The 26632-nt window shown below is 68.4% G+C and carries 27 protein-coding genes; 15 read left to right on the forward strand and 12 right to left on the reverse strand.

The window, feature by feature from the left end; all coding sequences use genetic code 11:
* Positions 1-35: 35 nt before the first annotated feature.
* The 4 genes from IG75_RS0129735 to IG75_RS0129750 all read right to left on the reverse strand — a co-directional run bounded on the left by IG75_RS0129735 (position 36) and on the right by IG75_RS0129750 (position 2905).
* A complete protein-coding gene (locus tag IG75_RS0129735; RefSeq protein WP_030524664.1) occupies positions 36-794 on the reverse strand; it encodes a Clp protease N-terminal domain-containing protein in 759 nt (252 codons plus the stop codon).
* Positions 795-853: 59 nt separating this feature from the next.
* Positions 854-1777 (reverse strand): CDP-alcohol phosphatidyltransferase family protein, encoded by a 924-nt coding sequence (locus tag IG75_RS0129740; RefSeq protein WP_030524665.1) that lies wholly within the window; start codon positions 1775-1777, stop codon positions 854-856.
* Positions 1777-2502: a phosphatidylserine decarboxylase gene (locus IG75_RS0129745; protein ID WP_030524666.1), complete on the reverse strand. Its 726-nt coding sequence runs from the start codon at positions 2500-2502 to the stop codon at positions 1777-1779. Before IG75_RS0129745 ends, IG75_RS0129740 begins: the two co-directional genes overlap by 1 nt.
* Positions 2503-2644: 142 nt before the next feature.
* Positions 2645-2905: a GlsB/YeaQ/YmgE family stress response membrane protein gene (locus IG75_RS0129750; protein WP_030524667.1), complete on the reverse strand. Its 261-nt coding sequence runs from the start codon at positions 2903-2905 to the stop codon at positions 2645-2647.
* Between the two features lie 259 nt (positions 2906-3164).
* Here IG75_RS0129750 and IG75_RS0129755 point away from each other — a divergent pair, with 259 nt between their 5' ends.
* Positions 3165-4211, forward strand: coding sequence for a beta-ketoacyl-ACP synthase III (locus IG75_RS0129755; RefSeq protein ID WP_030524668.1), 1047 nt, complete (start codon positions 3165-3167; stop codon positions 4209-4211).
* Here the strand turns inward: IG75_RS0129755 and IG75_RS0129760 are convergent.
* Entirely contained in the window at positions 4186-4638 is a 453-nt protein-coding gene (locus IG75_RS0129760; protein WP_030524669.1) for an SRPBCC family protein, read from the reverse strand. The two genes, IG75_RS0129755 and IG75_RS0129760, sit on opposite strands and share 26 nt — an antisense overlap.
* Positions 4639-4838: 200 nt before the next feature.
* On the opposite strand from IG75_RS0129760, the gene IG75_RS39370 reads away from it, so the two are divergent.
* From IG75_RS39370 to mnhG, 9 genes are all read left to right on the forward strand, one after another.
* On the forward strand, positions 4839-5000 hold the full coding sequence (locus IG75_RS39370) for a hypothetical protein (RefSeq protein WP_156059236.1): 162 nt from the start codon (positions 4839-4841) through the stop codon (positions 4998-5000).
* 107 nt (positions 5001-5107) lie between these two features.
* The gene (locus IG75_RS0129770) at positions 5108-5578 is read left to right on the forward strand and encodes a hypothetical protein (protein ID WP_030524670.1); all 471 of its coding nucleotides are present in this window, start codon (positions 5108-5110) and stop codon (positions 5576-5578) included.
* 305 nt (positions 5579-5883) lie between these two features.
* Positions 5884-8136: an AAA family ATPase gene (locus IG75_RS0129775; protein ID WP_030524671.1), complete on the forward strand. Its 2253-nt coding sequence runs from the start codon at positions 5884-5886 to the stop codon at positions 8134-8136.
* A 161-nt stretch (positions 8137-8297) separates the two neighbouring features.
* The gene (locus IG75_RS0129780) at positions 8298-11090 is read left to right on the forward strand and encodes a Na+/H+ antiporter subunit A (protein WP_030524672.1); all 2793 of its coding nucleotides are present in this window, start codon (positions 8298-8300) and stop codon (positions 11088-11090) included.
* Positions 11087-11467, forward strand: coding sequence for a Na(+)/H(+) antiporter subunit C (locus IG75_RS0129785; RefSeq protein WP_030524673.1), 381 nt, complete (start codon positions 11087-11089; stop codon positions 11465-11467). Before IG75_RS0129780 ends, IG75_RS0129785 begins: the two co-directional genes overlap by 4 nt.
* Entirely contained in the window at positions 11464-13059 is a 1596-nt protein-coding gene (locus IG75_RS0129790) for a Na+/H+ antiporter subunit D (RefSeq protein ID WP_030524674.1), read from the forward strand. The genes IG75_RS0129785 and IG75_RS0129790 overlap by 4 nt, the downstream gene beginning before the upstream one ends.
* 8 nt (positions 13060-13067) lie before the next feature.
* The gene (locus IG75_RS0129795) at positions 13068-13610 is read left to right on the forward strand and encodes a Na+/H+ antiporter subunit E (protein WP_036515609.1); all 543 of its coding nucleotides are present in this window, start codon (positions 13068-13070) and stop codon (positions 13608-13610) included.
* Positions 13607-13867 carry a monovalent cation/H+ antiporter complex subunit F gene (locus tag IG75_RS0129800; protein WP_030524676.1) on the forward strand — a complete coding sequence of 87 codons (261 nt, stop codon included), beginning with the start codon at positions 13607-13609 and terminating at the stop codon, positions 13865-13867. The genes IG75_RS0129795 and IG75_RS0129800 overlap by 4 nt, the downstream gene beginning before the upstream one ends.
* Complete coding sequence (gene mnhG, locus IG75_RS0129805; RefSeq protein ID WP_030524677.1) at positions 13864-14211, forward strand: monovalent cation/H(+) antiporter subunit G; 348 nt, start codon at positions 13864-13866, stop codon at positions 14209-14211. Before IG75_RS0129800 ends, mnhG begins: the two co-directional genes overlap by 4 nt.
* Here mnhG and IG75_RS0129810 read toward each other — a convergent pair.
* From IG75_RS0129810 to napA, 5 genes are all read right to left on the reverse strand, one after another.
* Positions 14171-15631: a phosphatase PAP2 family protein gene (locus IG75_RS0129810; RefSeq protein ID WP_081877233.1), complete on the reverse strand. Its 1461-nt coding sequence runs from the start codon at positions 15629-15631 to the stop codon at positions 14171-14173. The genes mnhG and IG75_RS0129810 overlap by 41 nt on opposite strands.
* Before the next feature lie 89 nt (positions 15632-15720).
* On the reverse strand, positions 15721-16866 hold the full coding sequence (locus tag IG75_RS0129815; protein ID WP_030524679.1) for a glutamate--cysteine ligase: 1146 nt from the start codon (positions 16864-16866) through the stop codon (positions 15721-15723).
* A gap of 21 nt (positions 16867-16887) precedes the next feature.
* Positions 16888-17580, reverse strand: a complete 693-nt coding sequence (gene sodC / locus IG75_RS0129820) for a superoxide dismutase[Cu-Zn] (RefSeq protein WP_030524680.1) — start codon at positions 17578-17580, stop codon at positions 16888-16890.
* A 125-nt stretch (positions 17581-17705) separates the two neighbouring features.
* Positions 17706-18263 carry a LytR C-terminal domain-containing protein gene (locus IG75_RS0129825; RefSeq protein WP_030524681.1) on the reverse strand — a complete coding sequence of 186 codons (558 nt, stop codon included), beginning with the start codon at positions 18261-18263 and terminating at the stop codon, positions 17706-17708.
* A 70-nt stretch (positions 18264-18333) separates the two neighbouring features.
* Positions 18334-18681, reverse strand: coding sequence for a nucleoid-associated protein NapA (gene napA, locus IG75_RS0129830; RefSeq protein WP_030524682.1), 348 nt, complete (start codon positions 18679-18681; stop codon positions 18334-18336).
* 246 nt (positions 18682-18927) lie between these two features.
* Between napA and IG75_RS0129835 the strand changes: the two genes are divergently transcribed.
* Genes IG75_RS0129835 through IG75_RS0129845 form a run of 3 tightly spaced genes read left to right on the forward strand, consistent with a single transcriptional unit; the run spans position 18928 to position 21385 of the window.
* Complete coding sequence (locus IG75_RS0129835) at positions 18928-19518, forward strand: peptide deformylase (RefSeq protein ID WP_030524683.1); 591 nt, start codon at positions 18928-18930, stop codon at positions 19516-19518.
* Positions 19508-20518 carry an N-acetylglutamate synthase, CG3035 family gene (locus IG75_RS0129840; protein WP_030524684.1) on the forward strand — a complete coding sequence of 337 codons (1011 nt, stop codon included), beginning with the start codon at positions 19508-19510 and terminating at the stop codon, positions 20516-20518. The genes IG75_RS0129835 and IG75_RS0129840 overlap by 11 nt, the downstream gene beginning before the upstream one ends.
* Before the next feature lie 51 nt (positions 20519-20569).
* The gene (locus tag IG75_RS0129845) at positions 20570-21385 is read left to right on the forward strand and encodes an exodeoxyribonuclease III (RefSeq protein ID WP_030524685.1); all 816 of its coding nucleotides are present in this window, start codon (positions 20570-20572) and stop codon (positions 21383-21385) included.
* Positions 21386-21389: 4 nt separating this feature from the next.
* On the opposite strand, the gene IG75_RS0129850 is transcribed toward IG75_RS0129845, so the two are convergent.
* Positions 21390-21968 (reverse strand): Uma2 family endonuclease, encoded by a 579-nt coding sequence (locus IG75_RS0129850; protein ID WP_245713357.1) that lies wholly within the window; start codon positions 21966-21968, stop codon positions 21390-21392.
* 294 nt (positions 21969-22262) lie between these two features.
* Between IG75_RS0129850 and thiC the strand changes: the two genes are divergently transcribed.
* On the forward strand, positions 22263-23891 hold the full coding sequence (thiC, locus tag IG75_RS0129855; RefSeq protein WP_030524687.1) for a phosphomethylpyrimidine synthase ThiC: 1629 nt from the start codon (positions 22263-22265) through the stop codon (positions 23889-23891).
* A 151-nt stretch (positions 23892-24042) separates the two neighbouring features.
* Here the strand turns inward: thiC and IG75_RS0129860 are convergent, their stop codons facing one another.
* Positions 24043-24993 carry a protein kinase family protein gene (locus IG75_RS0129860; RefSeq protein WP_030524688.1) on the reverse strand — a complete coding sequence of 317 codons (951 nt, stop codon included), beginning with the start codon at positions 24991-24993 and terminating at the stop codon, positions 24043-24045.
* A 285-nt stretch (positions 24994-25278) separates the two neighbouring features.
* Between IG75_RS0129860 and IG75_RS0129865 the strand changes: the two genes are divergently transcribed.
* On the forward strand, positions 25279-26427 hold the full coding sequence (locus tag IG75_RS0129865; RefSeq protein WP_030524689.1) for a GTP-binding protein: 1149 nt from the start codon (positions 25279-25281) through the stop codon (positions 26425-26427).
* The last annotated feature ends 205 nt before the right edge of the window (positions 26428-26632 follow it).

Here is a 26632-nt window from a genome sequence, read left to right on the forward strand (position 1 = left end):
GCGGAGTCCCGGGCGCCTCCGCGGCCGGGCGTACGCTATTCCTTCTCGGCGACGATCTGCCGCAGCAATTCGAGCAATCGGGTCTCGATCGGCTCCTTGCGCAATCCGGCATCGCTCAGGATGCCCGAGCCGTTCTCCAATTCGAGCACGGCGAGCAGGATGTGCTCGGTGCCGATGTAGTTGTGCGCGAGCCGCAGGGCCTCACGGAAGGTCAGCTCCAGTGCTTTTTTCGCGTCGGCGCCGAAGGGGATGAGTCCGCTCATCTTGCCGGCGGCGGTCGCGGCCTTGAGGGCCTCCGGCCCGGCTGTCGCGTCGCCGCCGACCGCGGCCAGCGCCGCGCTCGCGAGATCCGCGAGGGCGACCCTCTGTTCCACGATCAGCTGACCGGCGAGACCGTCCGCCTCACTGAGCAGGCCCAGCACCAGATGACCGAGGGAGATCTCGGCGCTGCCGGTGATACTCGCGGCCTCCTGGGCCGCGACCACGACCGTGCGGGCGCGCGGGGTGAATTTGCCGAATCCGGCATTGGGGTCCATCTCGGCGGAGGGATCGCCCGGCGGTTTGGGCACGAAGCGTTTCTGGGCCGCCTGCTTGCTCACACCCATACTGGCGCCGATCTCGGTCCACGAGGCGCCCGACCGGCGGGCCTGATCCACGAAATGACCGATCAGATGGTCGGCCAGCTCACCGAGATGCCCCGCGGTGACCACCGCGTCGGAGAGTTGATCCAGCGCGTTGTCGGGCCGGGCCTTCTTGATGACCTCGATGAGGTCGTCCAGACGTACTGTTGTCATGCGTCAACTATAGGTTGACGCATGACTTATCGTCAACCACAAGTTGACGAAATGACCCGTCAGTTCCGCCCACCCGGCCGGCGCAACCGCAACCGCGAATCGCCCCGCAGCGCGGGCCGCCGGATATCGGGGCGGCGCAGCACCGGCCGCCGGATCTCCGGGCGCCGCAGGACGGTCAACCGGCGGTCGGCCCGGCGCTGCGCGCGACGCTCGGACGGTTTGTACTGCCAGGTCTCGGGCCGGGCCGCCACCCAGCGCCGCGAGTACCACGCGAAGGGGATGTGCCCCAGGTACAGCACGATCAGTACGAGCAACAGCACGATGGGGTAGGTGATCAGCGCCGCGCCGGCCAGCGCGACCAGCACGAGCAGGCCGGCGGCGGCCTGCGGGGCGACCGAGACCGACTTCAGGGCCAGTGTGGGAATGGTGCTCACGCACAGCGCCGCGGCGAAGATCGTCCAGGCCGCGACCACCGGGAAACTCGTCCACCAGCCGTCGCCGAACTGCACGTACACCGCGATGGGAGCCATCGCGATGAGCGCGCCGGCCGGAGCCGGGACCCCGACGAAGTACTCGCGCGCCCAATCGGGACGGGTGTCGTCGTCGAGCAGGGTGTTGAACCGGGCCAGCCGCAGCACGATGCTCACCGCGAAGAGCAGCGCGATGATCCAGCCCGAGCCGCTGCTCGCACCGTTGAACAGCACCACATAGAGCACCAGCGCCGGCGCCACCCCGAAAGAGATGGCATCGGAGAGGGAGTCCAGCTCCGCGCCGATCTTGGTGGTCGCCGACAGCAACCGCGCCAGCCGGCCGTCGAGGGTATCCAGGACCGCGGCCGCGCCGATCATGGCGAGCGCGATCTTCAGTTCCCCCTCCAGGCCGAACCGAACCGCGGACAGTCCCGAGCACAGCGCCAGGATGGTGACGATACTGGGCAGCAGCCGGATCGATCGGCGCCGCCTGCCTTCGATGACCTGCTCCATCACGCGCCTGCCGACGGCAGGATCGCCAGCACCGTCTCCCCCCCGATCGTCCGCTGGCCGATGTTCACCAGCAGTTCGGTCCCGGCCGGGAAGTAGGTGTCCACGCGCGACCCGAAACGGATCAGGCCGTAGGTGTCGCCGATGGTGATCCGGTCACCGGCGGCGGCGTCACAGACGATGCGCCGGGCCAGCAGACCGGCGATCTGGACCACCACCACCTGTTGCCCGTCCGCGGTATCGATCAGCATGCTGCTGCGTTCGTTGACCTCGCTGGCATCGGCCAGGTCGGCGGATTTGAACTGCCCGCGCCGGTAGCGCACATCGCGCACCACGCCCGAGACCGGCGTGCGCTGTACGTGCACGTCCAGCACCGACAGGAAGATGCTCACCCTGGGCAGCGGCTGATCGCCCAAACCCAGCTCGGGCGGGGGCGCCGCCGTGTCGACCAGGGCGACCTCACCGTCGGCGGGGGCGACCACCACTCCGGCCCGATTCGGCGGGACCCGGTGGGGATGCCGGAAGAAGGCGGCGCTCGCCGCGGCCGCCGCGAGCGCGGTCCGGCGGACCCAGCGCCGCCTGCGGCCCAGGACGGCGACCCCCAGCGGAACGGCCACGAAGGGCAATCCGGCCGGATGCATCGGCGGGATCGCACTGCGCACCAGATCGGCCAGATGGGCCGGGCCGGTGGTTTCCGGGGTGCCGGGCGGCGTGGGACGGCGTGCCACTGATTCCTCTTTCGTACTCGGTTCGATCGGCGCGGACTCCGGGTGGCGACCGGTCACCGCGCACGGGCCGGCCGAACCTGTCGGCGCAAGCGTTCACACCTTACGCCGAACAGGCCGGTGGCACCGGGTGTCGAACCGAGGCCTACCTCCGTACGACCAACTTCACCAGGAACAAGAGGATGACGGCGCCGGCCAGGCAGGTGAAGAAGCTGAACCACCAGCCTCCACTGTTCACGTCGACACCGAATGCCGAGAGCAGGAAGCCGCCGAGCAGGCCGCCGACGATACCTACCACGATATTGAGAAGAATGCCCTGCTGGGCGTCGGTTTTCATGATCTTACTGGCGATCCAGCCGGCGATACCGCCGATGATGATCCAGCCGATGATGCCGAGTCCGAGCATGAGTTTTTCCTCGCTTGTTCTCCGGGTACCCACCCGCGGCCGCGGGCGTGTATCGCCGCAATACCCGGAGTCGATCTCGATAACCCCGGCGAATATCGAATAAGCGATGCCCTCGCCCGAACTTGGAGATAATATGAGGGTGCCTCATGTCTCCGGATTGCCCGGTGACCGCGACCACGCGGCCGGCGGGTGAGGAATCCACATCGAAATCGGGTCCACCCTCGCGGCGGCCCAGCCGCAGGTACATAGGAGAAGCACCATGGCTACTCAGATCGCCCAGACAACCGGGGCCCAGCACACCGCGATCCTGGGGCTGGGTGTGTACCGCCCGGCGCGCGTCGTCACCAACGACGAGGTAGCCGGACCGATCGATTCCAGCGACGAGTGGATCCGGACCCGTTCGGGTATCCGCACCCGCCGCTTCGCCGACGACACCGAGACCATTCATTCGATGAGCGTGGCCGCCTGTCGCGGCGCCCTGGACTCGGCCGGGATCGCCGGCGACCAGGTCGACTGCGTCATCGTCGCCACCTCGACCCATCTGCTGCTGACTCCCGCCGCCGCCCCCCGGATCGCCACCGAACTCGGCACCGGCGGCGCCGCGGCCTTCGATATCTCGGCGGGGTGCGCCGGCTTCTGCCACGGCCTGGCCATGGCCTCGGACCTGGTCCGCGCGGGCACCGCCTCGCATGTGCTCGTCATCGGGGTGGAAAAACTCAGCGACACCGTCAACCCGGCCGACCGCGGTACCGCGTTCCTGTTCGCCGACGGTGCGGGCGCGGTGGTGGTGGGCGCGGCCGAGGAACAGGGCATCGGGCCGACCGTCTGGGGTTCCGACGGCACCCAGCACCGGGTCATCCGCCAGGACAAGGACTGGGTCGAGTTCTTCGCCGAGATCGAGGAGAAGGGCACCGACGCCGTCCGTCCCTACCTGGCCATGGAGGGCACCGCGGTGTTCCGGTGGGCAGCGCACTCCCTGGAGAAGGTCTGCCGCGACGCCATCGACCGCGCCGGCCTGTCCACCGACGACCTGGACGCCATGATCCCGCACCAGGCCAACGGCCGGATCATCGAGATCATGGCGCGGGTGCTGAAACTGCCGGAGAACTGCGCGCTGGCCAACGATATCGAGGAGGCCGGCAACACTTCGGCAGCCTCGATTCCGCTGGCGATGGAGACCCTGCTGCGCACCGGGCAGTCCCGGCCCGGCGATACCGCACTGCTCATCGCCTTCGGCGCCGGGCTCTCCTACGCGGCCCAGGTCGTGAACCTGCCGAAGTTCAGTTCGCCTCGGCCGCTGTCCTGATCTTCGCCAGCGATTCGTTCATCCCGGCCACCAGGTTCTCCTCGAACGCCGGCTCCCCGCCGAGCACCGCGTCGATCAGGGTCCGCGATACCCAGGTGGTGCCGTTGGGGACGTCCCGGCGTTCGACGAGCCGGGTCCCGTTCTCGGTGGGCTCGAGCGTGTAGGTCCATACTGTCCGGTTCTGGCTCACGCGAAAGGCCAGCGCGCTGTTCTTTTCGTAGCGCAGGATGCGCGAGGTGGTCGGCCAGAACTTCCAACCGTCCCGGTTGAGGTTGATCGTCAGCGTGCCCGCTCGCGGCTTGCCGATCGGGACCATCCGGACACACTGGGGGCTGAACTCCGGCATCCGGCTCGGGTCGGCGAGCACCGCCCAGACCCGCTCCGGTGGCGCGGCGATTTCGATGCTGGCTTCGAGGTTTTTCGGCAACGTTGCCTCCGGGTAGATGAAACTCCAAGTATCAGAAAGAGTAGCGATAGGCGACGGCTCGGTCACATTTTCCCGCGCCGTGTATCGATATCACCGATCCGGAAGCAGAATCGATTGCGGGACCCCATCGGTTGCCGTACACGCCACCGCCAGCAAGACGCGTCGCCAGCAAATACACAGCTACCGTGAGGTGATGGGCCGTGAACCTTCGCTCGCTACTGCGCCGCCAGACCCCCGGGGGACTGCCGCAACTCCCGGCACTCGAACCCGATGACCCCTCCGGAACCGCCAGGATCGACGAACGGCTGGAACGTCTGCTCACCCCCACCGAACTGGATATGGTCCTGCACCACCGAGTCTGAACCCCGGCGTCCGGAGCCCCGGCTGCGGCCGGGGTGGCCGCGCGCCACCCGGTACGCTGCTGGTCGCGCCGGAGGCTCCGGCGTGGCTGACCACCGGGGAATGCGTAATGAAGCGAATCTCAACTGCCGTGCTCGCCGCTGCCGCCGCCGCGGCGCTGGTGCTTTCGGGTTGCTCTTCCGAAGATGAGCCGGCCGAAGCGTCGGGCCTGCGCAAGAACACCGCGACCGCGCAGACGGCGCCGCAGACGGAATCCGGCGAGGGCGCCACCGCCGAAACCACCGCCCCCGGCGCGGCACAACCCCCCGCGCAGTCGCCGGAAACCACCGCGACCGCGGACGATTCCGCCGGCGACGCCCCTGCCGCGGACCGCCCCTCCGACACCACCTGCGGCCAGTTCGCACAGCTCGACGAACCGCAACAGCAGCAACTCATCGGCCAGATCCTCGCCGAGAATCCCGACAGCGCGTTCGTGGGCAACCCCAATGCCGCACTCGGCACCGCCAAACTGGTGTGCAACTCCCAGAAGCTGGCCGATCAGAAGGTCGCCGTGGTCGCGGGGATCGTCGTCAACGGATGAGAGAGAGTGCGGCCGGCCGTGGCCGCACACTTTCAGCTACCGATCACCGAGATCTAGTCGTTGCGGTGGGTGAGGCCAGCGGTATCGCCGCCGGTATCGATCGTGATATTTCGCGGGACACGCCGTCACCGAGATCAACGGTGGCGCTCACCGTGCACCGGGACCGACCCGAGAACCCGGGCCAACCCCCGGGGCACGATCGACAGAACCGCTCGTCGCCCGTTCCCGGCCTCGGACGTCCGGGGTGCGTAGCCGGTCACCGGGCCCGCGCCCCGGCCTTCCCGAAAGCGGCGCAGAATGGCACGGTGGCTGAGTTGGCGTTGACCGTTCGTCTGAATCCCTCCGCCGCCGACGCCCGGCGCGGGGTGGTCCGGCTGCATCCCGAGGCGCTTACCGCCCTCGGTTTACGCGAATGGGACGGTGTCTCACTCATCGGCGCACGCCGTACCGCGGCCGTGGTGGGCCGGGCGCCCGCGGGAACTCCGGCCGGTACCGCGCTCCTCGACGATGTGACCCTGTCCAATGCCGGCCTGCGGGAGAATGCGGGCGTGGTGGTGGCGCCGGCCGTGGTGTACGGCGCCCGCCGTGTCACCGTGAGCGGATCCCGGCAGGCCACGCAGTCGATTCCGGCGGCCACGCTGCGCCAGGCACTGCTCGGCAAGGTGGTGACCGTGGGTGACACGGTATCCCTGCTGCCCCGGGAATTGGGACCCGATATTCCGTCGTCGGTGGCGAGTCAGGCGTTGTCACGGGCGTTCGGAATCGCCTGGACCTCCGAATTGCTCACCGTGGTCACCACCGATCCACCCGGTGCGCCGGTGAGCGTGCAACCGAACACCGCGGTCGAGTGGACGGCGGGGGTCGCCACCGGTGACGAGCCGGTTCCTGTCCGGGTGAACGAATATCCCGGTCCGGAACAGGCGCTGGCGCCGAGCCACCTCGACACGGTGACAGGCCGCGACCTACCCGGATCCGTTCCGGTCGGGACAGCGCCGCCTCCCGAACTGAAAGTGGAGGATCTGGCGGGGGTGCAACCGCAGGCGGCGAAGCTGGCGGAATGGCTGAGCCTGGCACTGGACGAACCCGAATTGCTGAAGGCGCTGGGCGCGACCCCGCGGTTGGGTGTGCTCGTCACCGGCCCGGCCGGGGTGGGTAAGACCACGCTGGCCAGAGCGGTCGTGGCACCGCGCCGGATCGTGGAACTGGACGGGCCCTCGGTCGGCGCGGCGGAGAGCGGGGCCCGGTTGCGCGCGGTCGCCGCCGCGGCCGCGGCCGTGGGTTCGGGCCGGGGCGGCATTCTGCTGATCACCGATATCGACGCGCTGCTACCCGAACCGGCCGAACCGGTCGCGACGCTGATCCTGGATCAGTTGCGGGCGGCGCTGGCCGAACCGTGCGTAGCGCTGCTGGCCACCACCGCGCATCCGGCGGCGATCGACCGGCGGTTGCGGGCGCCCGATCTGTGCGACCGGGAGGTCGCGCTCACGCTGCCCACCGCCGGGATGCGCCGGGCGTTGCTCGAACAGCTGCTCCGCAAGGTGCCCACCGGTGAGCTACGACTGGACGAGATCGCGTCGTCGGCCCCCGGGTTCGTGGTCGCCGATCTCGCCGCGCTGTGCCGGGAGGCGGCCCTGCGGGCGGCTGCGCGGGCAAGCCGGGACGGCACCGAACCACTGCTCGAGCACGCGGACCTCAGCGGCGCCCTGCAGGTCATCCGTCCGCTGTCGCGCTCGGGCACCGAGGAATTGGCGATCGGCAGTCTCGGTCTGGACGATGTGGGCGATATGGCCGAGACCAAGCAGGCACTGACCGAATCGGTTCTCTGGCCACTCCGGCACCCCGATTCGTTCGCGCGGCTCGGTATCGAGCCGCCCCGCGGGGTGCTGCTGTACGGGCCGCCCGGCTGCGGGAAAACCTTCCTGGTGCGGGCGCTGGCGGGTAGCGGGCAGCTGAGCGTCCACACCGTCAAGGGCGCGGAGCTGATGGACAAATGGGTGGGCTCCTCCGAACGTGCGGTGCGCGAGCTGTTCCAGCGGGCCCGGGACTCGGCGCCCTCGCTGATCTTCTTGGACGAGGTGGACGCGCTGGCGCCGCGCCGCGGCCAGAGCTCCGATTCCGGAGTCGCCGACCGGGTGGTGGCGGCGCTGCTCACCGAGTTGGACGGAGTGGAACCGCTGCGCGATGTGGTGGTCCTGGGCGCCACGAACCGGCCGGAACTGATCGATCCGGCCCTGCTGCGACCGGGGCGGCTCGAACGGCTGGTGTTCGTGCCCCCACCGGACGCCGAGGCCCGGGCGGCCATTCTGCGTACGACCGGCCGCGCGGTCCCGCTGGCGGAGTCGGTGGACCTGGACCGGCTCGCGGCCGAGCTGGACGGTTTCTCCGCCGCGGACTGCGCGGCACTGCTGCGCGAGGCGGCGCTGGCGGCCATGCGCCGTGATGTGGATGCCGCGGATGTGACGGCCGCGGATATCGACGCCGCCCGCCGGGCGGTGCGCCCCTCGCTGGAGGCCGATCAGGTGGAGTCGCTGCGCCGGTACGCGGAGTCCCGCCGCTGACTCGCTCCCGTTCTGTCCGATATGCCTGACCTGGTGAAATCGTTGCCCGAGGGTAGCCGGATGCGAGCGCGCATCGCTTAATCTGTACGATTGTCCCAGTTCGTGCTCGCATATGATGAGCGCGCAATACCCCGCCGCCCCTATCTCGACGGAGGTAACGCTTGCTCGCCATTCTGCTCGCACACGCCCTGGCCGCGCTGATCGCGCCCTCCGCCGTGCGAGTACTGGGCCGCAACGCGTTCTATCCGCTGGCGCTGGTACCGCTGGGCTGCCTCGGCTGGGTGATCGCCCACTGGAACGACGAGATAAAGGTCCGGATGCAGTGGGCTCCGACCATCGATCTGAGCCTGGACCTGCGCTTCGACTCCCTGGCCACCGTGATGAGCGCGCTCGTCCTGGGTATCGGCGCCCTGGTCCTGGCCTACTGCGCCCGCTACTTCACCGACGACGAACCGAAGCTCGGCTCCTTCGCCGCCTGGCTGGTCGCCTTCTCCGGCGCCATGTTCGGCCTGGTCACCAGCGACAACATGCTGTTGCTGTTCACCTTCTGGGAAGTGACCACCGTCCTGTCGTTCCTGCTGGTCGGCCACAACTCCGACAGCGTGCCGGGCCGCCGCGCGGCTCTCCAGGCCCTGCTGGTCACCGGTGCGGGCGGCCTGGCCATGCTCGCCGGCATCGTCATCCTCGGCGAGGCGTACGGCAGCTACCTGCTGTCGGATCTGCTGGCCGCCACCGACCGGCCCGGCGGCCTCGCGATACAGGTCGCGGTGGTCCTCGTCCTGGTGGGCGCACTGAGTAAATCCGCCATCGTGCCGCTGCACTTCTGGCTGCCCGGCGCCATGGCCGCCCCCACCCCGGTCAGCGCCTACCTGCACGCCGCCGCCATGGTGAAAGCCGGCGTCTACCTGATCGCGCGCCTGGCACCCGCGTTCGCCGACGAACCGGTCTGGCGACCGCTCGTCCTCACTCTCGGCCTGGCGTCCATGCTGCTGGCCGGTTTGCGCGCGATGCAGGTCACCGATCTGAAACTCGTTCTGGCCTTCGGCACCGTGAGTCAGCTGGGCTTCCTGGTGACCATGGTGGGCCTGGGCACCCCGGATGCGGCGCTCGCCGGTATCGGCCTGGTGGTGGCGCACGCGCTGTTCAAGGCCGCGCTCTTCCTGGTGGTCGGCATCATCGACCATGGGGCAGGCACCCGAGACCTGCGCGAACTCTCCGGATTGGGCCGGCGCTCACCTGTCCTCTTCGGTGCCGCGTCGCTTGCCGCGCTGAGCATGGCGGGCATCCCACCGCTCTGGGGATTCGTGGCGAAGGAGTCGGCGCTGGCCGCCGAACTCGACGCCGCGCCGCTCTCACCCACCGTGCGGCTGCTGCTGGCCGCCGGATTGGTGCTGGGGTCCATGCTCACCGTCGCCTACAGCGCGCGCTTCGTCTGGGGCGCTTTCGCCGACAAGCCCGGAGTCCCGGTCCCGGGGTGGCACGCGCCGGGTATCGGACTGAGCGCGGCGCCCGTGCTGCTGGCCGTGGGCTCGCTGGGCGCTGGACTCGCCGCTCCCTGGATGGACGGTCTGCTGGCACCCTATGCCGAAACCCTGCCCGGCACCCTGACCGGTCACCTTCAACTCTGGCACGGCCTGACCTGGCCGTTGCTGCTCACCGTCGTGATCATCGCCGGTGGCCTCGCCCTGTTCGCGGCACGGGACCGGTTCGGTGAATCGGCGACCCTGCTGGGCAACGCCGACCGCGGCTACGATGCCGCGCTGCGGGCGGCCGACCGGCTCTCGCTGCGCATGACCGGTGCCGTCCAGCGCGGTTCGCTGCCGCTCACTCAAGCGGTCATCCTCGGCACCCTGGTGATCGTGCCCGCGGTGGTACTGGCGGTCGGTACCCGGGCCGGGGTCGAACTTCGCCTGTGGGACTCCCCGCTGCAAATGGTGATCGGCGCCATCATGATCGCCATGGCGCTGGGCGCGACCGTACTGCGCAACCGGCTCGCCAGTGTGCTGGTGGTCGGGCTCACCGGATACGGATGCGGTGTCGTCTTCGCCCTGCACGGCGCGCCCGACCTGGCATTGACACAGTTCCTCGTGGAAACGCTGACACTGGTGGTGTTCGTTCTGGTCCTGCGGGCCTTCCCGGCCGAGATCGGACCGGAACAGCAGGCCGGCTTCCAGGTCGGCCGGGCGGCGATCGCCATCGCGGCCGGTATCGCGGTGCCGGTGCTGGCGGCATTCGCCGCGACGGCGCGCAACACCCGGCCCATCTGGGAACGTATCCCGGACGCGGCCTACGAGTTCGGCGGCGGCAAGAACGCGGTCAATGTGCTGCTGGTCGATATCCGTGCCTGGGATACGCTCGGCGAGATATCGGTGCTGGTCGTAGCTGCCACCGGCGTGGCCTCGCTGGTGTTCCGCAGCCGGCGGTTCGGTCTGCCGCCGCGCGCCGCCGACGCACCCAACTACCGGCCCGGCGGCAAGGTGGGCTGGCTGCCCGCGGGCCGGCTGGTCGACCGCCGCGACCGCTCCATGGTCCTGCAGATCACGACCCGCCTGGTGTTCCCCACCATCATGGTGCTGTCGGTCTACTTCTTCTTCTCCGGCCACAATGCGCCCGGCGGCGGTTTCGCCGGTGGTCTCATCGCGGGGCTGGCGCTGGTGCTGCGTTATCTCGCGGGCGGCCAGTACGAACTGGGTGAGGCACTACCGGTGGAGGCCGGCCATCTGCTGGGCGCCGGGTTGATCCTCGCCGCCGGTACCGCCAGCGCCTCACTGCTGCTGGGGGCGCCGCCGCTGAGTTCGGCCATCCTGGAGATCACGGTTCCACTGCTCGGCCACGTCAAACTGGTGACCTCGCTGTTCTTCGACCTGGGTGTCTACCTGATCGTGGTGGGTCTCGTGCTGGACGTATTGCGCAGCCTCGGCGCGCGCCTCGACGACGAGTTGGTGCAGTCATGAGCGCGAATCTGACCCTGCTGATCGTCGTCGGCGTACTGGTGGCCTGCGGTGTGTACCTGCTGCTCGAACGCACCGTGACGAAAATGCTGCTCGGCATCCTGCTGTTCAGCAATGCGGTGAACCTGCTCATTCTCACCATGGGCGGACCCGATGGAGCGGCACCGATCCGGGGCACGGACGATATCGCCCACAGCACCATGGCCGACCCGCTGGCCCAGGCGCTGGTGCTGACCGCCATCGTCATCACCATGGGTGTTTCGGCGTTCGTGCTGGCCCTGGCCTATCGCTCCTACATCCTGACCACGAGCGAAAAAGTCGAGAACGACCCGGAGGATGTCGGGATCGCCGCGCGCCGGCCGGAGGAACCCGAAGAATGAGCTTGTCCCCCGATCTGGTCCCCGCCTTCGCCCCGCTGCCGGTGCTCATCCCGCTGCTGGCCGCCGCCGCGACTCTGGTGGCCGGGCGGCGCGCCCGCGTCCAGCGGATCCTGGCGACGGTCGCGCTGAGCGCCGCGGTGGCCGTCTGCGGGGTGCTGCTGTATCTGGCCGACCGCGACGGGACGGTGGCCGTTCAGGTCGGCGGCTGGGAAACCCCCATCGGTATCACCATCGTGGTGGACCGGCTCTCCGCGGCCATGCTGCTGGTCTCGGCGATCGTGCTGCTCGCGGTCGCCCTCTACGGCGCCGGCCAGAACATCAGCGACGCCCAGGTCCGCCAGCCGACCTCCATCTTCTGGCCCACCTACCTGATCCTCAGCGCGGGTGTGGCGATGGCCTTCCTGGCGGGCGACCTGTTCAACCTGTTCGTCGGTTTCGAGATACTGCTGGTCGCCTCGTTCGTCCTGCTCACCCTGGGCGCGACGGCGGAACGTATCCGCGCCGGGGTGTCCTATGTGATGGTCTCCATGGTGTCGTCGCTGATCTTCCTGATCGGCACCGCTGTCACCTACGGCGCCACCGGCACCCTCAATTTCGCGCAACTGGCCCAGCGGATGGACGCCATCCCGGATGGCATCCGCCAGGCGGTGTACGCCGTACTGCTGGTCGCCTTCGGTATCAAGGCCGCGGTGTTCCCCCTGTCGAACTGGCTGCCCGACTCCTACCCCACCGCGCCGGCACCGGTCACCGCGGTGTTCGCCGGCCTGCTCACCAAGGTCGGTGTGTACGCGATCGTGCGCACCCAGACACTGCTCTTCCCGGACGGCGGATTCGACAATCTGCTGATGATCAGCGGCCTGCTCACCATGCTGATCGGCATATTCGGTGCCATCGCGCAGAGCGATATCCGGCGACTGCTCTCCTTCACGCTGGTCAGCCATATCGGCTACATGATGTTCGGGGTGGGCATCGCCAGTTCCATCGGGCTGGCGGGCACGGTGTACTACATCGCGCACCACATTCTGGTGCAGACGGCGCTGTTCCTGGTGGCCGGACTGATCGAACGCCAGGCGGGCTCCACCTCGCTGCGGCGGGTGGGCGGGCTGGCCGCGGCAAGCCCACTCCTGGCGGGTCTGTTCCTGATCCCGGCGCTGAACCTCGGCGGGATACCGCCCTTCTCCGGTTTCATCGGCAAAGTGGCGCTTCTCCAGGCCGGCGCGCAGGACGGCAGCGTACTCGCCTGGGTGTTGGTCGCCGGGTCGGTGGTGACCAGTCTGCTGACCCTGTACGTCATGGCGCGGACCTGGAGCAAGGCGTTCTGGCGGCCCCGCGAACAGGCCCCCGAGGGCCACCTGGTGGCCGCCACCCTGCCGTCGCTGGTGGAGGACAACACCGACATGCTCTACGACGAACGCACCGATCCGGGCCGGTTGCCGACCATGATGGTGCTGCCGACCGCGGCGCTGGTCGCGGTCGGATTGGCGCTGACGGTATGGGCGGGCCCGGTCCTGGGGATCGCCGACCGTGCCGCGGCCGAACTGCAGGACCGGGGCGTCTATATCGGCGCGGTCCTGGGCGGGGGGTCGCAATGAGCAAACTGATGAACCGCGACAATGTACTGCGCGTCGGCGTCCTGATCTGGCTGACCGCGGTGTGGGTGGCGCTGTGGGGCCAGGTCAGCGTCGCCAATGTGCTGGCGGGCGCCGGCGTCGGAGTGGTCATCATGGTGGCCCTCCCACTGCCCTGGATACCGACGCGCGGACGGTTACGGCCGGTCCCGCTGGTGAAACTGACGGCGGTCAGCATCTACTACGCCCTGGAATCCAGTTTCCAACTGGCCTGGTTCGCAGTGCGGCCCGGGCCGCCGCCCCCTTCCGGCGTGCTGAAGGTGCAGTTCGCGTTCCGGTCGGATCTGGTCATGGTGCTGTGCACCAACCTGATAAATCTGATCCCGGGCACCATGGTGCTGGAGATCGATCGCGAACACTGTGCGGCCTACGTGCACGTCATCGATGTGAGCAGTGCGGAGGCGGTGGCCGAGTTCTACCGCACCATCCGGGTGCTGGAGCGGTTGCTGATCGATGGGCTGGAACGTCGTGCCACTCCGCTCCCCCCGCCGACCGGTCAGGAGGTGACCAAGTGATCGTCGTGGCCGTGGTGGCCGCGGTCCTGCTCAGTGCGGCCGCGTTGATCACCGCTTACCGCATACTCGCAGGCCCCGACACCCTCGACCGGGTGGTCGGGATCGACTCGATCATCGCGATGGCAATCTGCGGTCTCGCGGTGTGGGCGGCCTACAGCCGCGACACCAGCGTGGTGCCCGCCATCGTCGCGCTGTCGCTGGTGGGCTTCCTCGGTTCGGCCGCCGTCACCCGCTTCCGGGTCCGGGACGACCGATGAACACCGTATTCGACTGGATCTCCGGCATCCTGATCATTTTCGGTGCGGTACTCGCGCTGACCGCGGCTGTCGGCATCGTCCGGTTCCCGGACACCCTGTTTCGTATGCACTCCGCGACCAAACCACAGGTCATCGGTCTTATTTCGGTGCTGGCCGGCACCTGTATCCGGGTCTACGACGACCCCAATGTGTGGATGCTGGTGCTGGTGGGCCTGTTCACGTTGCTCACCGCACCGGTGATCGCCCATCTGATCGGCCGCACCGCCTACCGGGAGCAGCTGCACCGCAAGGACCTGCTGGTGGTCAACGAACTCGAGGACGAACTGGATCGGCCGCAGCCGTGACCTCGGCGGTGCCGTGGGCCGCCACCGCTGCCGTATCGAGGGCCGCCGTATCGAGCGGGTCGGCCGTGGCGACCACCGCGTCCGCGGCGCGAGCCGGCAGTGTCGCGACCCCGGCCGGAACCGGCCGCTCGCGGCGCCGCCGGGCGAACCACGTGGCGTGGAAACCCGCCGCCATCGCCGCGAGCAGCGCCGAGACGACCGAACCCGCGACCACCGGATAGTCGGCCATGTGCACCGCCAGATACCGGTAGCCGACGAGCAGCGTCACCAGTATCACCGCCCCACCGGCCACCAGCCGGATCCGGAACCGGCCCCAGCCGCGTTCGGGTTCCCGCAGCGCCGATTCCACGGTCAGGCAGAGCACCGCCCCGGCGACCAGGTCCACGCCGTAGTGGTAGCCGAAACCGAGGGTCGCGGCCAGCGTGCACAGCAGCCAGAACATCCCACCCCAGCGCAACCAGGTCGGCGCGAGCGAACCGTCGGGGTTGCGGCGGGTGTGCAGGAAGAGCGCCAGCGCCCACGCCGTGTGCATCGAGGGCATGCAGTTGCGCGGGGAGAACGAGTCGAAGGCCATCGCTTCCGGCGCACGGTCGAGCGGCGGCAGCACATCGGGCCAGAAGTTGCCGAGCTGGAAGCCGTTCCCGTCGACCCCGTAGGCGAACATCGGTCCGACCACCGGAAACAGTATGTACACCAGCGGTCCGACCAGACCGAGCACCAGGAACGTGCGCACCAGATAGTGATTCGGCCACCGGCCGCCCGCCGCCACCGAGCGCAGCTGCCAGACCGCCACCACGATGGCCGCCGCCGGCAGTTCGATGTACACCCAGTGCAGTACCGCGTCGGGTATCGGTCCCAAGGTTTCCAGTACCCGGCCCATCACCCACGCCGGATCACCGAGCGCGTGATCGGCCAGCATCACGTACTGGTCCAGTACCTGTGGCCGCAGGTCCACGGTGATGTGCAACCAGACGTCACCGACCTTGGTCGCGAGGATCAGCAGCGCGCCCAGCGCGGCCGCGTGCAGCGCGTTGCGCCGTTCGGCACCCGTCCAGCGCAACCAGGCCACCAGCGCCAGCGCGGTGAGCACGAGGACCGGCCCGTTGCCCACGGTGAACGGTCCCCCCAGCAGCAGCCGCACGCCCGCGTACGCCAGATCGATCAGTACCGCCGCCCCCGCGGCGATCCACCGGCGCCGGGCCGGGATACCGACCAGCGCGAGCACCAGGCCCGCCCAGGGCACGGTCATGGATTTGGGGGTGCCGATGTAGTCGCGGGCCAGGCTCGTCAGCGGCCCTTCGAAATCCCGCCACATCGCCACGCCCTGCAACACCAGCAGCAGTACCGGTACCGCGGCGACGGCGGCGACCCGAACCCCCCGGCGCGGCACAGCACTGTGCGCCGCTGCTCCAGCTCCCATATTCGGGTTTTCGACTAGCACCCGACCATCGTAAACGGCACGTGAACGGCAGGTCACCGGGCTGCTGAACAGCAGCGTACCGACCCGGGTCAGCTATCGAGTTCGCGGACCAGCGCGTCCACCACCGCGACCAGATCCCCCTGCGCGGCCGCCGCCACCTGCCGCTGCCGTTGATAGTTGGCCCCACGCCGCGGAATATCGGCCACCGCGGCGAGTTCCGCCACACAATCCAGGCGCCGCGCGGTCGGCTCCAGCCGGGTCAGCAGATCGTCGAGGTCCTCGGTGACCAGACGTTCACGGTTGTCGTCACCCACGATCACGATGGCGTCCAACCCGTAACGCGCGGCCCGCCATTTGTTCTCCTGCACATGCCAGGGCGGCAGGGTGGGCAGCGACTCACCGCGTTCCACCCGCTCGTCCAGATGCACGATCAGGCAGTGGATGAACGCCGCGAGAGCGGCCAGTTCCGCCCGGTTGGAGATACCGTCGCAGATACGCACCTCGATGGTTCCCCACTTCGGGGCGGGCCGGATATCCCAGTGCATACCGCCGAGCTGTTCGAACACACCGGTTTTCATCTGGTCGTGCACATAGCGTTCGAATTCGTTCCAGTTCTCGAACTGGAACGGCAGTCCCGCCGTGGGTAACTGCTGGAACATCAAGGCGCGATTGCTCGCGTACCCGGTGTCCGAACCCGACCACATCGGTGAGGAGGCCGACAGCGCCAGCAGATGCGGATAGGACAGCAGCAGGGAGTTGAGAATGGGAAAAACCTTGTCCCGGTGCGACACCCCGACGTGCACGTGCACGCCCCAGATCAGCATCTGCCGACCCCACCACTGCGTACGTTCGATCAGTTCGTCGTAGTGCTCCGACCGGGTGAGCTGCTGAGTGGACCATTGCGCGAACGGATGCGTGCCCGCGCAGAACAGATCCACGCCGAGTTCGTCGGCGGCCCGGCGCACCGTATCCATGGTGCCCGAGAGATCCGCCACAGCGGCCCCGACGGTTTCGTGCACCCCGGTGACAAGTTCCACGGTGTTGCGGAGCAGTTCTTTGGTCACCTGCGGGGTGCCGTCGTGCGCCCGCAGCTCACCCACCGCGTCGAAAACGGCTGCCGCCGTATTGGACAGATCGCGGCTCGTCTTGTCGACGAGCGCGATCTCCCATTCGATCCCCACGGTCGGCCGAGGCGAACCGCGGAACGGCACCGGCTCGATCCGCGCCCCACCCATATCGGCCCCTCCGTCTTGCGTCTAACCGATGACGCCGCAGGCGACCCGGCCGCCCGCGTCACCGGTGCTCATCGTCTGCTGGTCCGGGCCGGCGCCACCCTCGCGGCTGTAACGGTCCGGGATATTGGCGAAGTTGTCCGAATTGGCGTGCACAATGATCGCCTTGCCCCGGATATCGCTCAGGGTGACGGTGTCGGTGGTGGTCACCAGGTAACCGTGACCGTCCTTGCGGACCTGCAGCGAGGTGAGGTCACCGCTGGCGGGGTGCCCGGTGGCACCGCCGACCTGCAGATGCCCACCCGCGGACAGGAAGTCACCGGGCGCCCCACCGGCGGGCGGGGCCGAATTCGCCTCGCATTTGCCGTCCTGGTGGATGTGCAGGCCGTGGAAACCGGGGGTCAAACCGGTTGTGTCGACGGTGATCCGCAGATGGTTGCCCTCGTCGGCGATATTCGCCGTCCCGACCTTGGCGCCGCTCGGCGACTTCAGTTCGACCTCGGTCCCCGAACCGGCCGGGGACTTCTGCTCTTCTCCGTGCTCACCGGACTCGCCCGCACCGGCCGGGGCCGGGGACGAGGTCCACACCGGCGGAGTCGTCCCCGTCACGTCACTGGATTCCTGGCTGTTCGTGCAGGCAACGAGGCCGAAAGCCGCGACAGCCAGCACCGGGGTCACGCTCCGCCAAGACCGGCGACGAGAAGTGGACTGTGCCATCAGGGAACTCCTTTACGAGTACCGAGTTTAGGGGTAGAGCGTTTCGACAACGATCTTTCGACGCACAAAATAATGCCACGCCGCCCCGGTCCGACCGGGACACCCCCGATCTCGGGAGACGCGTGTCACCGACCGGTCACCACCACGACGACTCCCGACCCGTCGCCCAGACCCGGGATCATCGGCGCGGTGGTGGCGCCGATATCCGCGGCGACCGCGGCGGCGGTGGCCTCGTCGGCCGGCGCCGGACCGTAGTACACGGTGGTGTTCTCGAGCGTGGTGGCGGCGTAGTTGCCGGTGGAGGTGTTGGTCCAGCCGCGTGCCGTGAGCTCGTTCGCGGTCGTGGATGCCAGACCCGCGACCATGCTGTTGTTGAGCACCCGGACCGGGGCCGATCGATCGACCCCGCCGGCCGCCGCCGTGGTGCTCGGCGCGGCGGTGGTGGTGGTACCGGATTCGACGGCCGCGGTGGTGGGCGCGGCCGCGGTGGTGGTGCCGGCGCGCGGCGCGGCCAGCGCGGTCGTCGACGAGGCCGCCGTGCTCTCGGCATTGTCCGAACTCTCCGAGTCCGCACTCGACAGCGACATCGCGCCCAGACCGGCGAAAACGATCGACAGGGCGATCAGAACCATTGCCGTCGCACGCAGCGGCGGTCCACCGGAGCCAGGGTTCGAATTGCTCACCCGCCCGAGCCTAGCGGTTGGACCGCCCGGACGGGCGCAAGCACGGCGCCACCGCCCGGATCATCACGTCCTAGACCTGGAAGCCGAGCTTTCGCGCCGCTCGGGATTTCTGCCGGCTGGCGCGTAGCCTGCGCAGGCGCTTCACCAGCATCGGGTCGGCGGCCAAGGCCTCGGGCCGGTCGATGAGGGTGTTGAGCACCTGGTAGTAACGGGTCGGTGACAGCGCGAACAGTTCGCGGATCGCCTCTTCTTTGGCGCCCGCGTACTTCCACCACTGTCGCTCGAAGGCCAGGATCTCGTGTTCGCGGCGACTCAGGCCGCTCTCGGGATCTCGAGCCCCTTCGGGATTCGTATTCGCTGTGTTGGCCGGAGGACCGCCCTGGATTGCGGAAAGATCCCGCGCTGCTGCGCCGTCCATCTTGCTCCTCGCCGAGTTACCACCGGACGCGATCGCCGTATCAGGGCACGATCGGGTCACCGTGTTACTGCCTTGCGATATTCAACCACGCCGTCCGGACGAGCGCTGGCGTCGACGTCCGGCGTGTCCGGTACGGTAGTACCACATATTGTGCGAGAACCCGTTCCACCTGCCCGGATCGGTACCGGCGGCCACGCAGAGCAGGCCCTTTTCACCGGCCGCCGCCGCCCCCAATAAGCTCGTGTCATGTCAATCCTGCCCATCGTGATCGTCGGCGACCCCGTGCTGCACGGCCCCACCGCGCCGGTGACCGAATCGCCGGCGGAACTGGCCGGGCTGATCACGGATATGTACGAGACCCTGGACGCCGCCAACGGCGTCGGCCTGGCCGCCAACCAGGTCGGAGTGTCCAAGCGCCTCTTCGTCTACGACTGCCCGGACCGGGCCGAGGACGGTACGGTGGTGCGACGCCGGGGAGCGGTGATCAACCCCGTACTGGAGACCTCGGCGATCCCGGAGACCATGCCGGATCCCGACGACGACGAAGAGGGCTGTCTGTCGGTCCCCGGCGAGCAGTACCCCACCGGCCGGGCCGAGTGGGCCAGGGTGACCGGCACCGACGAGCACGGCGAACCCGTCACCGTCGAGGGCACCGATTTCTTCGCCCGCATGCTGCAGCACGAGGTCGGCCATCTCGACGGCTACCTCTACATCGACGTCCTCGTCGGACGCCACGCGCGGGCGGCGAAGAAGGCCGTCAAACGCAACGGCTGGGGCATTCCCGGCCGTACCTGGCTGCCCGGCAGCGATCCGGACCCCTTCGGACATGACGACTGATCCGCACGACCACGACGGCGACATCCCGATCACGGAGATCCCGCTCGGCGAGCGGGTCGTGGTGCGATACCGGCTCCCCGAGGGCAGCACCCCGCCGCTCACCGATGTGATCGGTGAGGTGGTGGAGACGAATCCGCTGACCATCCTGGCCGCCGACGGCCATCCGGTGATGATCCCGGCGGCCGGCGTGGTGGCGTTGAAATCGCTGGCTCCCAGGCCGATTCGCACCTCGGAGATCCGCGCGCTGGAGACCGCGGCGGCGTTCGGCTGGCCCGGCACGGAATCCGCCTGGATCGACGGCTGGCTGCTGCGCGCCGGACACGGTTACACCCGCCGCGCCAATTCCGCGGTGCCCATAGGTGATTCGAACGGGCCGGCCCGGATCACTCCGGACACCCTGCACCGGATCGGCGCCTGGTATGCCGCCCAGGGATTGCCGCTGCAATTGGCACTTCCGGACCGGCTGGCCACCGTGCCGCCGGGCTGGAACAGCTGGGGCGAAACCCGTGTCCTGGGCATCGACCTGGAGAATTTCGTCCTCCCACAGGGCCCGTCCATGGTGCGTATCGCGCCCGAACCCGATATCGCGTGGCTGGAGATCCACCGCTACCGCGGCGACGAACCGAGCGGCCACTCCGCCACGGTCCCGCTGCCCGAAGTGCTCTCCGCCGTGCACGACGGGCAGCTGGGTTTCGCCTCGTTGGGCCTGCCCAATCCCATCGCCATCGCCCGCGGCGCACTCACCTCCGCCTCCGACGGCCGCCGCTGGGTCGGCCTGACCTGTGTGGCGGTGGTGGCCGCCCATCGCCGGCACGGGCTGGCCGCACTCGTCTGCGGGGAACTGCTGCGCTGGGGTCGCGATCGTGGCGCGACACATGCGTACGTCCAGGTCGAGGCCGGTAATGTGGACGCCCTGGAGCTGTTCGGCGAACTCGGGTTCGTCGATCACCACAGCTACCGCTACGCCGTCCCCGGCAGTTCCGGGGTGGCCGGACCGTAACGCCGGTACACCCCGGACTACGGTTCACCCGACTCGCGAAAAGGTAATTTGTTGCGCCTGGCCACCTGGAATGTCAATTCGATCCGCTCCCGGCAGGACCGGGTGCTGGCCTGGCTGGATCGCCAGGACATCGATGTGCTGGCGATCCAGGAGACCAAATGCCGGGACGACCAGTTCCCCTTCGAGCGTTTCGCCGAGGCCGGCTACGAGGTCGCGCATGTGGGGTTGAACCAGTGGAACGGGGTGGCGATCGCGTCGCGGGTCGGTCTCGACGAGGTGGAGATCGGGTTCCCGGACCAGCCCGGATTCGACCGGGACGCCGCCGATACGCTCATCCCCTCACCGACCGTCGAGGCGCGGGCCCTGGGCGCCACCTGCGACGGAGTCCGGGTGTGGAGTCTGTACGTACCCAACGGGCGCGCGCTGGCCGATCCGCACTACGAGTACAAACTGGCCTGGCTGGCCGCGCTCCGCGACAACGCCGCCCGCTGGCTGGCCGCCGACCCGCAGACGAAGACGGCTCTGGTCGGGGACTGGAATATCGCGCCCACCGACGACGATGTGTGGTCACCGGAACTGTTCGCCGGCAGAACCCATGTCTCGCAACCGGAACGGGACGCGTTCACCGCGATCACCGATACCGGTTTCGCCGATGTCATGCGGCCCTTCGCTCCCGGCCCCGGCGTGTACACCTACTGGGACTACACCCAGCTGCGCTTCCCGCGTAAGGAAGGGATGCGGATCGATTTCGTGCTGGCCTCGCCGGCCCTGGCCGCGACGGTGGTAGACGCCGGGGTGGACCGGGAGGAACGCAAGGGCAAGGGTGCCAGCGACCACGCTCCGGTGATCGCCGAATTCACCCTGTGACGCGTTACAGCCAGTCCGCGAGCGGATCGGTGGCGAGGAAGACACCGAGCGGCTCGGGAATTTCGATATCGGTGCCGAACGGCACGGTCACCTTGGTGCTGTAGCGCCCGTCCTCGGGCTCGCTGTACACGCTCACCTCCGCGGCGCCGCGGTCGATCAGGAAGTAGAGCGGGATACCCGTGGCCGCGTACAGGAACGGCTTGTCGAGCCGATCCCGCAGTTCGGTGTGCTGGGCCCGGGAACTGATCTCGATGGTCATGAACACCGGCTGCGGGTCCGACCATTCACCTTCACCGGCGAAGGCCGACGCGGGCGCGAGGATGGCGTCGGGTCGCACCCGGCTGCCGCCGGTACGCCCGGCCCGCAGGCCGCGATCGGCGAAAAGCCACAGTTCGGACCGGCGCGGCACCAGGAACCGCGCCAGCCACTGCACGACCCGGGTGTGGTTGGTATCCGGTCGTGCCTTCGCGGCCAGCAGGCCGTTCAGATATTCGAGCCGCAGCCCTTCGGAAATCCGCTGGGCCGCCGCGTCGAGTTCCTCGAACTCGTCGACGGTCATCAGCGATCCATGCGAGAGGGTCACGGATAGACCCTATCTCTCGCAGTCCACAACAGCCGCACCGAACACTCTGTGCTTATCCGCCCCGCTTCCGGCGGGCCGCGGGCGGGGCCCGGCGGTGACGGTAGGACGCCGGAACCGGCGGAGTTCGCCGTCCGGGACCGAGACGGTTCGCGGGCGGGTATGGTCGGCGGCGGAAAATTTCACATGCCAACGGGGGCTCGCACCAGCGGGCTGAGAGGACGGCTAGCTCCACGGAGCGCTCAGGGCTGTCGACCGTATGAACCTGACCGGGTAATGCCGGCGTAGGGAGGAAATATGACGATCACACCTGTCGATTCGGTGACCACCGGTCCGATCGAGGGCAGCGTCAAGCACTATCGGGATATCGACGGCCTACGTATTCCGGTGCGCCGGATCGAGCTGACCAACGGTGACCATTTCGATGTCTACGACACGTCCGGCCCGTACACCGACGACACCGCGACGATCGATCTGGAGGCGGGTCTGCCCGCGCTCCGGAACGAGTGGGACAAACCGGATGTGCCCGGCCCGCGTACTCAGCTCGCCTGGGCCCGGGCGGGGATCGTGACCCCGGAGATGCGCTTCGTCGCCGCCCGGGAGGGCGTACCGGCGGAGCTCGTGCGTGCGGAGGTCGCCGCCGGCCGCGCGGTGATCCCGGCCAACCACCGGCATCCGGAATTGGAGCCGACCGTTATCGGCAAGAAGTTCCTGGTGAAGATCAACGCCAATATCGGCAATTCGGCCGTCTCGTCCTCGATCGCCGAGGAGGTCGAGAAGATGGTGTGGGCCACCCGCTGGGGCGCCGACACGATCATGGATCTGTCCACCGGCAAGAACATCCACGAGACCCGCGAGTGGATCCTGCGCAACTCTCCGGTCCCGGTGGGCACGGTGCCGATCTATCAGGCTCTGGAGAAGGTCGGCGGTGATCCGACCGCGCTCACCTGGGATATCTACCGCGACACCGTGATCGAGCAGTGCGAGCAGGGCGTCGACTATATGACCGTGCACGCCGGGGTACTGCTGCGCTACGTGCCGCTGACCGCGAAACGGGTCACCGGAATCGTCTCGCGCGGCGGTTCGATCATGGCCGCGTGGTGCCTGGCCCACCACCGGGAGTCTTTCCTGTACACCCATTTCGAGGAGCTGTGCGAAATCCTGGCGCGCTATGACGTCACTTTCTCGCTGGGTGACGGGCTGCGGCCCGGTTCCATCGCCGACGCCAACGACGAGGCGCAGTTCGCCGAACTCCGTACGCTCGGCGAACTGACCACCATCGCGAAATCGCACGGTGTCCAGGTGATGATCGAGGGCCCCGGCCACGTGCCGATGCACAAGATCGTGGAGAACGTGCGGCTGGAAGAAGAGCTGTGCGAAGAAGCCCCCTTCTACACCCTCGGTCCGCTGGCCACCGATATCGCGCCCGCCTACGACCACATCACCTCGGCCATCGGCGCGGCGATCATCGCGCAGGCCGGGACCGCGATGCTGTGCTACGTCACACCGAAGGAACATCTCGGCCTGCCCGACCGTGATGATGTGAAAACCGGCGTCATCACTTACAAGATCGCCGCGCACGCCGCCGACCTGGCCAAAGGCCATCCGCACGCTCAGCTCCGGGATGACGAGTTGTCCAAGGCCCGGTTCGAATTCCGCTGGCGCGACCAGTTCGCGCTGTCACTGGATCCCGATACCGCGCGTGAATATCACGACGAGACGATGCCCGCCGAACCGGCGAAGACGGCGCATTTCTGCTCGATGTGCGGTCCGAAATTCTGTTCCATGCGCATCTCCGCGGACGTACGCGAGTACGCGGAGCAGCACAATCTGACGGATGTCGATGCCATCGAGGCGGGCATGGCGGAGAAGTCGGCCGAGTTCACCGAAAAAGGGAAGCGGGTGTACTTACCCATGGCCCGATGACGCCGACTCCTGTGCCAGCGCTCACAGTCGGGCAACCTCGGGTTTCCTCGAGCTCCGAAGGCCGGGGGCGGGCCCGTCGCCGGGGGCGGCCGGGTGGATGAGGTGTTCGGCCCCCGCCGACGATCGGTGGGGGCCGAACACGTCGGCCGGTTCATATGCCCGGTATCGTACGAAGTTCCCGTATCTCGTTCAGCCGCTGGAGCACCCCGTCGATGGCCCTCGGGTCCAGGTCGAGATCCGCCAGCGCACTGCGTATGTCCCGATGGTCGATCGCGTCCACGGCGCGGAGTACGTCGTCATCGAGCTGGGTTTTCGGGTCGAATGTGACGAAGTCGGAGCGCAGAACGAAATCCGTGCCGGGGCCGAGCTCGTCGGCTCCTCTCGTCGGATGTGCCGGCTCCGGAAAGGAATATCCGTGGTCGTACAGGACGAGGTTCCCATTGCGATCCGGCCGGTAGTTGCCGCGCCGTCCGTCGCCCGCACCGATCACATAGTGGAGCACCGCCGCCCGTTGCCGTTGTGCGTCGTCGAATCCGTTGACCCAGGTCATGGGACCGAAATCCACGAACTGCTGGACCATCCCTTCCCTGCCCTGTGTGTTGACGAGCGCGGTGGGCGGTACCAGCCCGAAGCCGAAGAGCCGGTCCATTCGATAGGCGGCGACTTCGCGTCGGGCGAGCGCTCCCGGCGTGTGCGGCAACCAATTCTTCTTGCCGAATTCCTCTCCTGAGGAGGGCTTGAAAACGACCAGGCCTTCCCCGTCGCGGCCCGGCAACGGGTCGCGTGTCCGCATGACCTGCACCTCGTTCACGGAGTCGGGCAGTTGCAGCGTCCGCTCGACGTCGGGCGTCAGATGCGCGTTCTGTAGCCGCAGTTCCGCCTCGTCCGGCCGATAAACCGATGAGCGGCGTGCCCAGGGCCCCGGTCCGCCCCTGTCGTCGAGTCGCCACCGCGTTTCCGACGCGGGCAGGTCCGGGCGGTCCTGTCCGCGCCAGAGCTCGTCTGCTGAGACCAGCCTCCTGCCGGCACCTTCGGGCTGCGCCGAAACGACGCGGCTGATATCCCCGGTGTCCCGGATGAGCAGGTTTTTGATACGGGCCATGAGCCCCTGTAGAGCGCCGCTCACCCTGATCGGGTACGCCTTCTGCGTACGCCGCGAGCACGGGCCGTCATATCGCGGAGCATCGGAAGCCCGGCCCTCCTCGCATCTGATCACCAGCGGAACCAAGTACGGCAATCATTTCCTGCGAGTGTCCATACGTAGTCCGTCCTGGCGGCCGTTTCCCTCCGGACCGTCGGGACGTATAGCGCCCGATCTTAATCCGACGAGCACGAGACCACCCACCGCACAGAGTCGCGCCTTATTGACAATGGTTACCATTAACTGATGAACGCGACCGCACCACTCCACCCCCTGCCCGTAACCGTCCTGTCGGGGTTCCTCGGCGCCGGCAAGACCACCCTGCTCAACCACATACTCGCCAACCGGGAAGGGCGGCGCGTCGCGGTGATCGTGAACGATATGAGCGAGGTGAACATCGACGCGGCGCTGATCGCGGGGCAGGGCCATCTCGACCGGACCGAGGAGAAGCTCGTCGAGCTCACCAACGGCTGCATCTGCTGCACCCTGCGCGAGGACCTCATCGAGGCGGTGGGCCGGCTGGCGCGCGACGGGCGCTTCGACCAGCTGGTCATCGAATCCACCGGCATCTCCGAGCCCATGCCGGTGGCGGCGACCTTCGAATGGGAATTCGAGGACGGGTTCTCCCTGGGCGAGCTGGCCCGGCTCGACACCATGGTCACCGTGGTGGACGCCTCGACCTTCCTCACCGAGGTGACCCGCGGCGAGACCCTCGCCTCCCGGAATCTGGAGGCCGGCGCCGGGGACGAACGCGGTATCGCCGAACTCCTCTCCGATCAGGTCGAATTCGCCGACGTTCTACTGCTCAACAAAATCGATCTGGTGAGCCCGGCGGTGGCCGGCGCGGTGGAGGCGACGCTACGGCGAATGAATCCGCGCGCCCGACTGATCCGCACCAGCAAGGGGATCGTCGAACTGGCCGAGGTACTCGACACCGGCCGCTACGACCCGGCCGTCGCCGCCACCGCCGAAGGCTGGGACGCGGAACTGGCGGGCGGGCACACTCCCGAAACCGAGGAATACGGCATCAGCAGTCTCACCTACACCGCCGACCGGCCGTTCCACCCGCAACGCCTCGCCGACGTCCTCGCCGGGCTGCGCAGGCTGTTGCGCAGCAAAGGTTTCTGCTGGATCGCCGGCCGTCCCGAGATCGCCGCGGTCTGGTCGCAGGCCGGGCCGAACCTCACCTTCGAACCCGCGGCCCGGTGGTCGGCACTGGAGATCCCGGCCGGACAGGAGATCGTATTCATCGGAGTGACACTGGACCGGGAAAGTTTGCGCGCCGCGCTCGACGCGGCCCTGCTCACCGACGCCGAATACGCCGCCGGGCCGCGCGCGTGGGTGCGCTACCCGGACCCCTTCCCCACCTGGGACACGCTGCACGAGCACAGCTGAACCGGGCCATGCGCTCGGCCTCCCCGGTCGATGTCTCCCTGATTCCACCCACCGGGCTACCTGCCGGCGGCACCGGAGATATTCCGCGCGCCGGGCCCGCCAGGCGTCGCGGGCGCGCCCGTGCGATAGCCCGACCCCGGTGGCGGGCTCGGCTCGGAACGGACCGCGACTACAGCGGATCCGGTACTCGCCTGGCCCGCAGACC

It is taken from the genome of Nocardia rhamnosiphila NBRC 108938 (assembly GCF_000720425.1).
Classification (GTDB): domain Bacteria; phylum Actinomycetota; class Actinomycetes; order Mycobacteriales; family Mycobacteriaceae; genus Nocardia; species Nocardia rhamnosiphila.